Annotated in this window: 12 protein-coding genes; 4 read left to right on the top strand and 8 right to left on the bottom strand. The window is 47.7% G+C overall.

Annotated elements, in window-relative coordinates; genetic code table 11:
• Positions 1-17: 17 nt before the first annotated feature.
• From recG to ubiA, 3 genes are read left to right on the top strand one after another with little or no spacing between them, the layout of a single operon-like run.
• Positions 18-2,090, top strand: a complete 2,073-nt coding sequence (recG, locus tag AOC06_RS07395) for an ATP-dependent DNA helicase RecG (protein ID WP_215379857.1) — start codon at positions 18-20, stop codon at positions 2,088-2,090.
• Positions 2,091-2,100: 10 nt separating this feature from the next.
• Positions 2,101-3,033, top strand: coding sequence for a LysR substrate-binding domain-containing protein (locus AOC06_RS07390; protein ID WP_215379855.1), 933 nt, complete (start codon positions 2,101-2,103; stop codon positions 3,031-3,033).
• Positions 3,026-3,883, top strand: a complete 858-nt coding sequence (gene ubiA, locus AOC06_RS07385; protein WP_215379854.1) for a 4-hydroxybenzoate octaprenyltransferase — start codon at positions 3,026-3,028, stop codon at positions 3,881-3,883. The genes AOC06_RS07390 and ubiA overlap by 8 nt, the downstream gene beginning before the upstream one ends.
• On the opposite strand, the gene proC is transcribed toward ubiA, so the two are convergent.
• Genes proC through AOC06_RS07360 form a run of 5 tightly spaced genes read right to left on the bottom strand, consistent with a single transcriptional unit; the run spans position 3,869 to position 9,377 of the window.
• Positions 3,869-4,729: a pyrroline-5-carboxylate reductase gene (gene proC / locus AOC06_RS07380; RefSeq protein WP_215379852.1), complete on the bottom strand. Its 861-nt coding sequence runs from the start codon at positions 4,727-4,729 to the stop codon at positions 3,869-3,871. The two genes, ubiA and proC, sit on opposite strands and share 15 nt — an antisense overlap.
• Entirely contained in the window at positions 4,726-5,451 is a 726-nt protein-coding gene (locus tag AOC06_RS07375; RefSeq protein WP_215379850.1) for a YggS family pyridoxal phosphate-dependent enzyme, read from the bottom strand. The genes proC and AOC06_RS07375 overlap by 4 nt, the downstream gene beginning before the upstream one ends.
• Entirely contained in the window at positions 5,448-6,725 is a 1,278-nt protein-coding gene (gene glcF / locus AOC06_RS07370; RefSeq protein ID WP_215379848.1) for a glycolate oxidase subunit GlcF, read from the bottom strand. Before glcF ends, AOC06_RS07375 begins: the two co-directional genes overlap by 4 nt.
• A 7-nt stretch (positions 6,726-6,732) precedes the next feature.
• A complete protein-coding gene (glcE, locus tag AOC06_RS07365; RefSeq protein ID WP_215379846.1) occupies positions 6,733-7,887 on the bottom strand; it encodes a glycolate oxidase subunit GlcE in 1,155 nt (384 codons plus the stop codon).
• The gene (locus tag AOC06_RS07360; RefSeq protein WP_215381890.1) at positions 7,887-9,377 is read right to left on the bottom strand and encodes an FAD-linked oxidase C-terminal domain-containing protein; all 1,491 of its coding nucleotides are present in this window, start codon (positions 9,375-9,377) and stop codon (positions 7,887-7,889) included. Before AOC06_RS07360 ends, glcE begins: the two co-directional genes overlap by 1 nt.
• A gap of 41 nt (positions 9,378-9,418) precedes the next feature.
• Here AOC06_RS07360 and AOC06_RS07355 point away from each other — a divergent pair, with 41 nt between their 5' ends.
• Complete coding sequence (locus AOC06_RS07355) at positions 9,419-9,988, top strand: cob(I)yrinic acid a,c-diamide adenosyltransferase (RefSeq protein WP_215379844.1); 570 nt, start codon at positions 9,419-9,421, stop codon at positions 9,986-9,988.
• A gap of 31 nt (positions 9,989-10,019) precedes the next feature.
• On the opposite strand, the gene AOC06_RS07350 is transcribed toward AOC06_RS07355, so the two are convergent.
• From AOC06_RS07350 to AOC06_RS07340, 3 genes are read right to left on the bottom strand one after another with little or no spacing between them, the layout of a single operon-like run.
• Entirely contained in the window at positions 10,020-11,144 is a 1,125-nt protein-coding gene (locus tag AOC06_RS07350; RefSeq protein ID WP_215379843.1) for a 3-deoxy-7-phosphoheptulonate synthase, read from the bottom strand.
• Between the two features lie 19 nt (positions 11,145-11,163).
• Complete coding sequence (gene tldD, locus AOC06_RS07345; protein ID WP_215379841.1) at positions 11,164-12,654, bottom strand: metalloprotease TldD; 1,491 nt, start codon at positions 12,652-12,654, stop codon at positions 11,164-11,166.
• A 1-nt stretch (position 12,655) separates the two neighbouring features.
• Positions 12,656-13,480, bottom strand: coding sequence for a carbon-nitrogen hydrolase family protein (locus AOC06_RS07340; protein WP_215379839.1), 825 nt, complete (start codon positions 13,478-13,480; stop codon positions 12,656-12,658).
• Position 13,481 lies beyond the last annotated feature (1 nt).

Raw genomic sequence — 13,481 nt, 5'->3', positions numbered from 1 at the left:
CTTGGATTCTAACCATCATGACTAAGACTGTACCTCCAGCACTCCAAAAAATGGGTTTAGACAGCCCTATGGCGCTTGTTTTGCATCTTCCCATGCGCTATGAGGATGAAACTGAGCTCCTGACAATTGAGGAGGCTCTGCAACTGGGACGCTTTCGTTCAGTGCAAACCCAGGGAGTAGTGATTCGCAGTCAGGTCTTGTTTAGACCTAGAAGACAGCTGGTAGTCACGATTGAAGATGCGGGGGAGGTTTTACAACTTCGCTTCCTCAATTTTTATCCTAGCCAACAAAAGCAAATGGCAGTTGGCGCTCACGTCCGAGTTCGAGGCGAAATCCGAGAGGGATTTCAAGGGCCTGAAATGGTGCATCCCACTGTTCGCGCAGTTGCCCCTGAAGCCCCGCTGCCAAAAAGTTTGACCCCCGTTTATCCAGCGGGTGCAGGCGTGACTCAGACAGTGCTGCGCAAAGCCATTGCTAATGCTTTAAAAAATCCAAGCACTCAAGACCTCCTTGCAGAGTTTTTGCCGAGCGCACTATTGGCCGAGTTATTGCCCAGTCATCAGTGGCCTAATCTACAAGATGCAATTACCTTATTGCATCAACCCCCATCAGATGCGGATACCTTGTCTTTATTGGATCGCAGTCATTTAGCCTGGCGGCGTGTTCAATTTGAAGAATTGCTGGCACAGCAGATCTCCTTAAAGCGCGCGCATTCAATACGACAAAAAAGACGAGCTCCAGCAGTTCATGCCGTAACAGAATCGAGTTCTAAAAAAAGCATTGAGTTAGGTTTATTAGCGCGTTTGTCATTCAAGCTGACCTCAGCACAAGAGCGAGTGTGGGCTGAGATTGGCCATGACCTATCGCGTAGTTTTCCGATGAACCGTCTATTACAAGGTGATGTAGGAAGCGGCAAGACGGTGATTGCCGCGCTGGCTGCTGCAAGGGCTATCGATAATGGATACCAAGCGGCCATCATGGCTCCGACCGAAATTTTGGCTGAACAACATTTTCTGAAAATGCAGGAATGGTTTGAGCCACTAGGTATCAAAGTAGTTTGGCTCTCAGGTAGCCTTAAAACAAAAGAAAAAAAACTGGCTCAGGACTTGGTTGAGAGTGGTGAGGCACAACTGATTGTCGGGACTCATGCCCTGATTCAAGAATCGGTACATTTTGCAAAACTTGGCCTAGCAGTGATTGATGAGCAGCATCGTTTTGGGGTAAGACAGCGGCTAGAAATCCAGCAACGGATTGGCTCTGAATTGTTCTATTGCCACCAGATGATGATGTCGGCTACCCCAATTCCGCGCACACTCGCAATGACCTATTACGCCGACCTCGATGTTTCTGTGATAGACGAGCTGCCACCCGGACGCAAACCAATCATTACCAAAGTACTCAAGGCCAGCCGTCGCAATGAGGTCATTGACGGTGTGAAAGAGTGGCTAGCGAAAGGTCTGCAAGCTTATTGGGTATGTCCTTTGATTGAGGAGTCCGAGGCCTTGCAATTACAAACGGCAGTTGAGAGTGCTGAGCAGCTGACTATAGCGTTACCAAACTTTAAGGTGGGTCTAGTTCATGGTCGTATGAAGAGCGATGAAAAAGCAGCCGTTATGGCCGCTTTCAAAGCCAATGAAATCCAGCTTTTAGTAGCTACTACCGTGATTGAGGTGGGGGTCGATGTCCCAAATGCGGCTTTGATGGTGATTGAGCATGCGGAGCGATTTGGCTATGCGCAAATTCATCAACTACGAGGACGTGTGGGCCGTGGCTCTGCGGATTCAGTTTGTATTCTGATGTATGCAGAGCCCTTATCTTTGGCTGCTAAAGAGCGCTTACAAACTTTACGAGAAGTATCCGATGGCTTTGTGATTGCTGAACGAGATTTATCATTGCGGGGGCCTGGTGAATTATTGGGGGCTCGACAATCCGGAGATGCCATGTTGCGCTTTGTGGATCTTCAAAGAGATGCTTGGTTGATAGAATTAGCTCAGCAAGCGGCGGAGCGCTTACTGGGAGAGTATCCAGACATGGTAGAAAAACAATTGGCCAGATGGCTGGGATCACGCACCGAATTTTTAAAGGCCTGATAATTATTTTATGACACTGACTGAACTGCGTTATATCGTTGCCGTCGCTCGTGAGCGTCACTTTGGGCGCGCAGCTGAGGCTTGCTTTGTTTCTCAGCCTACGCTCTCTGTCGCCATCAAGAAGTTAGAGGAAGAGCTCAATATTCAGATTTTTGAGAGAACCAGCTCTGAGGTGTCGATGACTGCTTTAGGCGCTTTGGTAGTAGAGCAGGCTCAGCGTGTTCTAGAAGAAGCAAATACTTTGAAGCATTTAGCAAAGCATGGCCAAGACCCTTTGTCGGGCCCACTAAGATTGGGTACGATTTACACCATTGCCCCATACTTGCTACCTAGTCTAGTAAGAGAGGCTAGAGAGTCTTTGCCAAACGCCCCTTTATTTCTAGAAGAAAATTTTACGGCCCGTTTGTTAGAAATGTTGCGGCAGGGTGAGCTCGATTGTGCGGTACTGGCACATCCTTTCCCTAGCTCCGGTCTGGAGATGATTGATTTATACGATGAGCCATTCTTAGTTGCTGTACCAAAAGGGCATGCTTGGGAAAGTCGTCAAGCGATTGCTCATCAAGAATTAAAAGCCCAAAATACTTTGCTGCTAGGTGCAGGCCATTGCTTCCGCGACCATGTGCTCGGCGTTTGTCCAGAGCTTAATCGCCTAGGAAGTGGCTCAACCATTGGCGAGCAGCATAGTTTTGAAGGTTCCTCGCTAGAGACGATTAGACAAATGGTTGCTGGCGGAATCGGTATTAGTGTTTTACCGCGCACTTCGGTCGACGATCCCAAAACCCAAGAAGGTTTGATTCGTTATATTCCACTCGAGGAGCCAACGCCTACCAGACGGGTGTGCTTAGTTTGGCGCAAAAGCTACACCCGCGCTCCGGTGATGCAAGAGCTTGCGAAAACGATTCGTCGTTGCGACCTATCTGGGGTGAGCTTGATTAATGCGTGAACGCTTACGGGCCTATGCACGTCTCATTCGATTGGATAAACCCATCGGTACACTGTTGCTGTTGTGGCCGACTTGGTGGGCTTTGTGGCTAGCAAGCGGTGGCTTACCAGATCTACAGATTCTATTTATTTTTACGCTCGGTACTTTCCTGATGCGCAGCGCAGGTTGCGCCATAAACGATTATGCAGATCAAGATTTTGATCGCGATGTTCTCAGAACCCAATATCGTCCCGTCACCAGCGGTCAGATCTCGGGTAAAGAAGCAGTTTGGCTTGCAATATTTTTGGCCTTACTTGCTTTTGCTTTAATTCAGCCACTCAATCTATTGACCAAAGTCTTATCTATTTTTGCAGTACTGATCGCTGCAGTTTATCCATTTACCAAGCGTTTCTTTGCCATTCCTCAAGCAGTGCTGGGTGTAGCGTTTGGTTTTGGTATCCCAATGGCTTATGCCGCTGTATTGGGATTCGTACCACTAGAGGCGTGGATTTTATTTGTCGGCAATATCTTTTGGGCGATTGCTTACGATACTGCTTATGCCATGGTGGATCGTGAAGACGATATTCGCATCGGCATCAACACTTCAGCAATTACATTTGGTCGTTTTGATATAGCTGCGATTGGAATTTGTTATGGTCTGCTGCTAGTGAGTCAAATGATCGTTGCTCAACTTGCTCATCTGAGTGGGTATTTTTGGCTAGGCTGGGGAGCTGCATTGCTGTGCGCTTTGTATCACCTAAGACTAGTATCTACTCGCTCACGTAATGATTGCTTCAGGGCGTTTCTTCACAATAATTGGTTGGGCGGATTCCTGTTCTTAGGAATCGTTTTGGGTTTATCCCTGACCTAATTCATCACCCATGGTTTTGCTGCGCTCCTGGGCTGCGGCAAGGGCTTTTCCAAGTATGGCTTGCCAGTCTAAATCTTTAAGTACCTCTAAGGCGGCAGCAGTAGTACCGCCTTTTGATGTAACCCTTTCACGGAGGGCGCTGGCACTCTCTACAGAATGATTGGCGAGTTGAGATGCGCCTTCAAGCGTCGCATAAGCCAACTTGCGCGCAGTTGCTGAATCTAGCCCGAGTTTTTCGCCGCCAGCTTGTAATGCTTCCAGAAAAGCAAATACGTAAGCGGGGCCGCTGCCAGATAAGGCAGTCACGGCATCCAAAAGTGGCTCTTCATCTACCCAAACTGTTTGCCCAACCGCCTTGCAAATGCCTTCTGCTAATTCACGGTCAGCCTGACTAACGCCAGTCTCAGAAAATAGACCAGTGATGCCTTTTCCAATGAGGGCAGGAGTATTGGGCATTGCTCGAACACAACGGGACTGAGCAAGCCAGTGGTTCATGTCAGCGGTGCGTATTCCTGCAGCAATACTGAGGATTAAAGGTTTTACTGGAGAGTTTTGAAGTTGAGTGCTGAGAGCACGAGAAACCACTTTAAAGTCTTGGGGCTTGACTGCCATGACGATGACATTATTTTTGGCAGCATCTAAAGCGATTTGATCTATCGAAGTGATCAGCTTAATTGAAAAGTCGTTAATGAGAGCTACTGCCGTGTCAGCTTTTGCTTCAACCACCGATACCTGAGTTGAGCGAAGGCCGTCATGAAGAAGGCCGCCAATCATGGCGCGGCCCATATTGCCACCACCAATGAAGGTGATATGAATATCGTTCGTAAATTGATCTTTGTTTGTCATGCGCTTATCTTATCTCGCTTACCAAATATCGCGGTACCCACTCGGACAATCGTACTCCCATGGGCTATTGCAGACTCCATATCATCCGACATTCCCATTGATAAGGTATTAAATTCTTGAAATCCTACTTCTTTTGAGTATTTGATCTGAATTTGCTTGAAGCAATCCTCTACCGCCTCAAAAGCTTGTCCCTGAATGATGAGATCTGAGGTCGGCGCAGGAATAGCCATTAAACCTCTTAGGGAAACGTGAGGTAATTGGGCAATGGCGCTACAGAGTGTTTCTGCTTCCTTTAAAGGGATGCCGCTTTTGGAGTCTTCATTGCTGACATTGACCTGCACACAAAGCTGCAGCTTCTTGGGAATAGCAAGCTCCCCGCGTTGAATAGAGAGTCTCTCAGCAATCTTGAGGCGGTCAATACTATGCACCCAATCAAAATGAGCCGCTACATCTTTCGTTTTATTGCTTTGGAGTGGCCCAATAAAATGCCACTCGAGTTTGGGGCGGAAAGCTGCGAGCATTTGGATTTTCTCGATCCCTTCCTGCACATAGTTTTCTCCAAATACCGTTTGACCTGCTGCAATGGCTTGCGCAATATCTTGGATGGGAAAAGTTTTACTTACCGCCATCAGAGTAATGCTGCTGGGATTGCGCTGGGCTGCTAAGGCTGCATCTTGAACCCGTCGACGAACCTGTTCAAGATGGGGTGCAATCAGCGTCATTTTTTCTCTGCTTGTTGAGTAAGGAGTTGATCGACCAATTCTATCCAATGAATAACGGGAGTTTGATCCTGTTGTAGATGGGCAATGCAGCCAATATTTCCTGACACGATCAACTCAGCATCCGATTCATCGCATGCAGTTTGCAAGTGCATTAATTTTTGTTTACGTAATTGCTCTGAAAGTTCAGGCTGTGTAATTGAATAGGTACCAGCTGAGCCACAGCATAAATGGCTATCCGCACACAATCGTACTCCCACACCTAAACTGGTCAGTAATTTCTCAACTTGACCACGGATTTGTTGGCCATGTTGCAAGGTGCAGGGTGGGTGATAAACCACACCTGGTTTCTGGTCGCTACCAATCAATTCCAGTAATTCATTTTGGAGTGAAGGCAAGATTTCGGAGATGTCTTTCGTTAGCTCTGAAACCCTTTTTGCTTTGGCTGCATATATTGGATCATCAGCTAAGAGGTGCCCATAATCTTTGACCATCACACCACAACCAGAGGCGGTCATCACAATTGCCTCGACCCCAGACTCAATTAAAGGCCACCAGGCATCAATATTTTGTTTGGCATCACCTAAACCACCGACTTGATCATTGAGGTGATAACGCAGAGCGCCACAGCAGGTCGCCTTAGGCGCGCTAATCAGTTGAATATTCAGCGCGTGCAATACCCGAGCGGTAGCAGAATTCACATTCGGCAGCATATCGGGTTGAACGCAACCTTCCAACAAGAGCATTTTCCGAGCATGCTCTGTTTGGGGTCGATGGTGAGGGTTGGTATTAGGGTGAAGCGCTTTATTCTTGAGGAGCGGAATTTTTCGCTTCATACTAGGCGGCAGAATGGGGCGTACTAGACGACCCAATTTCATTGCTGTCTTCATCAGGACGGGACTAGTTAATCCCTCCTTGAGAGTCCAACGGGTGAGACGATCTTTCAGTGGGCGTGGAGGGGTATTTTCTTCAGCCCATTGACGCCCAATATCGATGAGTTTGCCGTATTGAACACCGCTAGGACAGGTGCTTTCACAGTTGCGGCAGGTTAGGCAGCGATCAAGATGCAGCCGGGTCTTCTCAGTAGGTGCTTGACCTTCAGCCATTTGTTTGATGAGATAGATGCGTCCACGCGGTCCATCCAGCTCATCGCCCAGAAGTTGATATGTAGGGCAGGTAGCTGTACAGAATCCACAATGAACACATTTACCTAAAATTCGGGCGGCTTCTAAACCTTCAGCGGTATTTTGAAATTGGGGAGCGAGTTCAGTTTGCATGGATTGCTTATGGAAGACGATGGGTGGCAAAAACACCGGAAGGGTCAAAGCTAGCTCTGAGCCTAGTCTGAATTGGCTCAAGCGCTAGCGAATGACTTTGTTCACTGAGCTGAGTAAAGCGTTGATTTGCAGGATTCACATTCGAGCCCTGACGAAAACGCATTGCATGTCCACCATGAGCACTCGCAATTTTTTTTAGAGCGTTAAAAGTGGCGTCATCACTCAGACCTTTTAGCCAACGCTCTTGACCATGCCACTCCAAAATAATGTCATCAGACATATTGTTGAGTTCAAGCGAACCACAGGCTGCAGGCAAGGCGAGGCGATAGAGCGTTTCATCCGCTGCCAGGCTTGTAAAGTCTGGCAACTGCTGTTCTCGAAGATTGCTCCAAAAAGCTTCCGCCTCTTTTGTATCCAGCTCTTTCGCGTTGAGACTGGAACACAGGGATATTTTTGCGGCATAAACCGCTGCTTCTGCTCCTGCCAATCGAATAGTGAGCTCACCAAAGCTATCGGCTTGGTTTTTACCAATCCAGCAACTTGCAGATAGGGGTAGAGGTTGACCGGCAGATTCATTCAAGCTTTGTAAAGCAGCAGCTTGCGTCATTTGACAGCGAATGCTCGTACTAGCAGCGGGCTTTGGTAAGACTTTGACTGATGCTTCTAGGATGAGTGCAAGAGTACCTAAGGATCCCGGCATGAGACGAGATACATCATAGCCTGCTACGTTTTTCATCACTTTACCGCCAAAAGATAAATCTTGACCCTTGCCATCCATGATGCGAGCGCCTAAAACAAAGTCACGTAAATTACCTACGCTGATACGAGCTGGACCAGCTAAGCCTGCCGCGATGACACCTCCAAGCGTAGCGCCTTCACCGAAATGTGGGGGCTCGAAGGCAAGCATTTGATTTTTCTCAGACAGGACTCTTTCAATTTCTTTTAGTAGAGTACCGGCACAAGCCGTGATTACTAGCTCTTCAGGTTGATAGTCGAGGATGCCGCTATAAGCTTTGGTGCTGAGCTTAGAAAATGAATTGGGGTTGCCGTACCATGCTTTGGTGCCGCCACCCTCAATGGACAAAGGCGTTTTAGATTGTGCTGCCTCGAGAATCTGTTTACGAAAAGACTCAATATGCTGCTGGGAATCTGCAGGACTCATTAAAAGCGCTCCAACTCTGGGTGAGGGAGGATTCCTTTGCTAACCCGCATACGACCGTATTCTGCACAACGATTGAGTGTGGGAATCGCTTTATCTGGATTGAGTAATTTATCTGGATCAAAGGCATTTTTTACGCCCCAAAACGATTCGCGTTCACCTTCACCAAACTGAATGCACATCGTATTGATCTTCTCGATACCAACGCCATGCTCGCCTGTAATCGTGCCACCCAATTCAACACAGGCTTCTAAAATTTCAGAACCAAAGTCTTCAGCGCGATGCCATTCGTCTTGATCGGCGCCATTAAATAAAATAAGCGGATGCATATTGCCGTCGCCCGCATGAAATACATTTAAGCAACCAAGGCCATATTTCTTTTCCATCCCCTGAATGCGTTTCAAGAGAGTAGCGATGTGGCGGCGAGGAATGGTGCCATCCATACAGTAGTAGTCAGCTGCGAGGCGTCCAGCTGCAGGGAAAGCATTTTTTCTCCCGCTCCAAAACTTCAAACGTTCAGCTTCATCACGTGAGATCTGAATGCCACTGGCCCCAGCTTTTTTCAGAACTTCGGTCATGCGCTCAATTTCTTCAGCAACTTCTTCTGGAGTGCCGTCGGATTCGCAGAGCAGAATCGCTTCCGCATCGAGGTCATAGCCTGCATGAACAAATTCTTCTACGGCACGTGTAGTTGCTTTGTCCATCATCTCTAAACCGGCAGGAATAATCCCTGCGGCAATAATGGCTGCAACGGCATTGCCACCTTTTTCAATATCGTCAAAGCTAGCCATGATGACTCTTGCGAGTTTGGGCTTAGGTACGAGCTTTACGGTAACTTCAGTTACCACTGCGAGCATGCCCTCGCTACCGATCATCACCGACATTAAATCTAATCCTGGTGCATCTGGGGCTAGTCCACCAAACTCAACGATTTCGCCATTCATGAGTACGGCACGAACACGTAGAACATTGTGAAGGGTTAGGCCGTACTTCAGGCAGTGCACCCCTCCAGAGTTCTCATTCACATTGCCGCCAATCGAGCAGGCAATTTGGGATGAAGGATCGGGCGCGTAATACAAGCCTAAATGTGCAACCGCTTCAGAGATTGCTAGATTACGAACGCCTGGCTGAACAACGGCGGTGCGAGTAAAAGGGTCAATACTGACAATCTTTTTGAGTTTTGCTAAAGAGAGGACTAAGCCTTGGGAAATTGGCATTGCTCCACCTGAAAGGCCGGTGCCAGACCCCCTTGGAACAACAGGGATATTCATGGCATGACAAATCTTCAGAATTTGAGCAACTTGAGCCTCAGTCTCTGGCAATGCAACGGCTAGAGGCATCCTACGATAGGCTGCTAAGCCATCACATTCATAGGGAATCGTGTCTTCAGGCTCCCAAAGGAGGCCATCTTCAGGCAGGATTGGTCGTAGGGCGGCAACCAGCTTAGTCTGTAAAGCGCTAATGATTGCGAGATCAGGGGGTGGGGCGACCATATTCATAACTGCTATTTTAGCCATTTACCTATAATGAGTTCATGGGTAACCGACTTTCAAAAATTGCGACCAGAACGGGTGATGCCGGGATGACTGGTTTGGGCGACGGCAGCCGGGTCGAAAAAGACCATTTGCGGATCTGCGCCATGGGTGATGTCGACGAGCTGAACTCCGAAATCGGGGTTTTGTTAGCAACCCCATTACCAAGTAGTGTCTCTCAAGCCCTTCAGGATCTATTGCTGCAAGTGCAACATGACTTGTTCGACTTGGGCGGCGAGCTTTGTATTCCAAATTACACCCTGCTCAAAGATGAGCAAGTGAGCCGTTTGGATGAATGGCTTGCTCAATACAACGCCACTCTAGAGCCCCTGTCAGAATTCATTCTTCCTGGCGGCACTATGGCAGCTGCACAAGCACATATTTGCCGAACAGTATGTCGTCGTGCTGAACGGTCAGTGGTTCGTTTAGGGTGGGATGTTGAAATCAATGATGCCCCACGCCAGTATCTCAATCGACTATCCGATCTTTTATTTGTTCTAGCTCGCGTTTTAAATCGAGCTGCTGGTGGACAAGATGTATTGTGGAAGCACGAAAAAAAAGAGACTAAATAAATTAGTCTCTTAATCTGAACAAAGAGCTTATTTATTTCTTTAGCTTGCGACGATTTTTTACTGCAAGCGCCAATCTTTCTAAAACATTTACTGAGTCTTCCCAGTTAATACAGGCATCCGTAATGCTCTTGCCATACTCGAGTTGATTTGGATCATCTTTGCCTGGTGTAAATTTCTGTGCACCATCTTTAATGTGACTTTCGATCATCACGCCAAAAATTTGATTTGAACCAGATTCAATTTGCTCAGCAATATTTTCAGCAACAATAATCTGACGCTCATGCTTTTTGCTTGAATTTGCATGGGATAGGTCAACCATCAAACTGGCTGGAAGCTTTGCTGCTTCGAGCTCAGCGCAGGCAGCTTGAACATATTGGGCTTCGTAGTTTGGTTCTTTACCACCACGTAAAATCACGTGACAATCCTTATTGCCTTTGGTCTCAACGATAGAGACTTGACCATTTTTATGGACTGATAAGAAGTGGTGTGGACGACTTGCTGCTTGGATTGCATCAGTAGCAATTTTAATATTGCCATCTGTACCATTCTTAAATCCAATTGGAGCAGATAAACCAGAAGCGAGTTCGCGATGAACTTGGCTCTCGGTGGTGCGTGCGCCGATTGCACCCCAAGAAATTAAATCAGCAATATATTGTGGCGAAATCACATCCAGGAATTCGCTACCAGCGGGCATACCAAGACGATTAATTTCCATCAACACTTGACGCGCAATACGCAAACCTTCCTCAATGCGATAGCTCTCATCGAGGTAGGGATCGTTGATCAAGCCTTTCCAACCAACTGTAGTGCGGGGCTTTTCGAAATAGACACGCATGACGATTTCAAGTTCGCCCGCAAAACGCTCACGTTCAGCTAAAAGACGCTGGCAATACTCCAAAGCAGCTCTAGGATCATGAATCGAGCAGGGGCCGATGATGACTAAGAGGCGATCGTCCTTACCGTGAATGATGTTCCGAATTTTGACACGAGTTTTGCTGATTAGTGCCTCAGTTGATGTGCCCGAAATCGGAAAGAAACGAATCAAGTGTTCTGGCGGAGGCAGAACCGTAATGTTATGAATGCGTTGGTCGTCGGTATCCGACGTTTTGTCAACGGCGGCATACCAATTAGCGGGGTTGGTGTTTTGTTGGCTCATGCGACTATTTTAAGCCGTATTAAGCCGTACCACCGACAGTCATGCCGTCAATGCGTAAAGTGGGTTGGCCAACCCCTACCGGAACGCTCTGGCCTTCCTTGCCACAAACCCCGATACCGCCATCCAGTTTTAGGTCATTTCCGATCATGGAAACCTGCTTTAGGGATTCCGGCCCGTTGCCAATAATGGTGGCACCTTTGACGGGGTATTGGATTTTGCCGTTTTCGACCCAATAGGCTTCTGAGATCGAGAAGACAAATTTACCGCTTGTAATATCGACCTGACCACCACCAAAATTGACAGCATACAGACCCCGTTTGATGCTGGACACGATTTCTTCCGGATCATCTTTCCCAGCAAGCATATAAGTATTGGTCATGCGGGGCATTGGCAAGGATGCAAAACTCTCACGTCGACCATTGCCCGTTAAGGGCATATTCATGAGGCGGGCATTCAAGCTATCCTGAATGTAACCTTTGAGAACCCCGTCTTCAATGAGTGTGGTGCATTGTGTCGGAGTACCTTCGTCATCAATATTGAGGGAGCCTCTGCGGCCTGAGAGAGTGCCATCATCAACAACAGTGACGCCCTTGGCAGCAACCCGCTCACCGATGCGCCCTGCAAAAGCAGAGGATCCTTTACGATTAAAGTCTCCTTCAAGGCCATGTCCAACAGCCTCATGTAATAAAACGCCAGGCCATCCTGGGCCCATCACAACCGTCATTTGACCTGCTGGTGCTGGCCTGGAATCTAAATTCACTAAAGCACTATCGACGGCTTCATCGACATATTGATTTACCAGCTCGCTATTGAAGTAAGAATAGTCATGACGCGCCCCGCCACCAGAGGAGCCAGATTCACGTCGACCATTCTGTTCTGCAATGACATGAACCGAAATCCGAACCAGTGGCCTGATATCAGCAGCTAGCAAACCATCTGAACGCACCACCAAGATCACATCGAATTCACCAGCGAGACTCGCCATTACTTGAATGATGCGAGGATCACGCGCTTTTGCTCGATGCTCAATGCTTTCGAGCAGTGCAATTTTTTCTTTAGGCTGCAATGAGTCTAAGGGATTGAGATCGGAGTAGAGCTCATTAGAAGTGGGAATGAAAATTTTGCTGCCAAGTGCTTGTTTTCCGCCTTGTGGGCCTATGACTCGAGTTGCTTTAGCAGCCTTATTCAGGGCCTCTAGATTCATTTCATCGGAATAGGCGAAGGCTGTTTTATCACCATAAATTGCCCGCACACCCACACCCTGGTCAATACTGAAACTTCCTGATTTCACAATTCCTTCTTCAAGACTCCAGCTTTCGTTGCGAGTGTGCTGAAAGTAAAGATCAGCATCATCAAGGCGATGTGTAAACATATTGCCGAAGGTGCGATGAAGATCTTGCTCAGTTAAACCGGTAGGTTCAAGCAAAATCGTTTTTGCGAGCTTTAGTAGTTCAGGTTGTTTCTTGGCCTGGGTCCAACTGCTAGGAAATAATGCTTCGGGTGTGTTCATGTCATTCAAGCTTGCGATGTTTCAAGGCCGGTAACTTAGAGCGTACCTCGTTTAACCTATCTTTGCTCAGTATCCCAGAAATAAAGCCTTCCCCCTCGGGTAGATGGGCAAGAACCGTACCCCAGGGATCAATCAGCATACTATCGCCCCAAGTACGTCGTTGATTGAGATGCTGACCGCCTTGGGCTGAAGCAAGTACATAGCATTGGTTTTCAATTGCACGCGCCCTCAATAAGATTTCCCAATGATCTTTTCCGGTGGTATAGGTGAAGGCGGCTGGAATAATGTGACAGTCGACTGGGCCAATGGAGCGATACAGCTCCGGAAAGCGTAAGTCGTAGCAAATGCTGAGACCAAACCGCCAATGTCCGCCGTCAATATTTAAATCAATTACGCCTGGCTGGCTTCCGGCCTCGATAGTTTCTGCTTCGGCATATCTTTCGGTTGAGGTCTCGAATCCAAATAAATGAATTTTGTCATAGCGCCCAATTTGCTCTCCAGTAGGACTAAAAACGAGGGAGGTATTCAGAACTTTATTGTTCTCACTCGCCTGCAGTGGAATTGTGCCGGCAAATAGGTAAATAGCATGCTCTTTTGCCAAGGAGCTGAGCGCTTCCTGAATCGGACCAACACCCGCTTTTTCTTGTGCTTGGATCTTGTCGGTATCTTTCAAACCCATGAGGCAGAAATATTCCGGTAATACTGCTACCTGAGCACCTGCGTCTGCTGCTGCTTTAATGAGTCGAGCTGCCGTCTCTAGATTTTCTTGAGGCACTGGCGTCGATACCATCTGAATGGCAGCAATCTGGATTTCGGATGAATTCATA

Origin of the sequence: Polynucleobacter paludilacus, assembly GCF_018687595.1 — a bacterium.
Taxonomy (GTDB): Bacteria; Pseudomonadota; Gammaproteobacteria; order Burkholderiales; family Burkholderiaceae; genus Polynucleobacter; species Polynucleobacter paludilacus.
The sequence above is the reverse complement of the archived record's forward strand: the minus strand, read 5'-3'. Positions and strand labels throughout refer to the sequence as shown.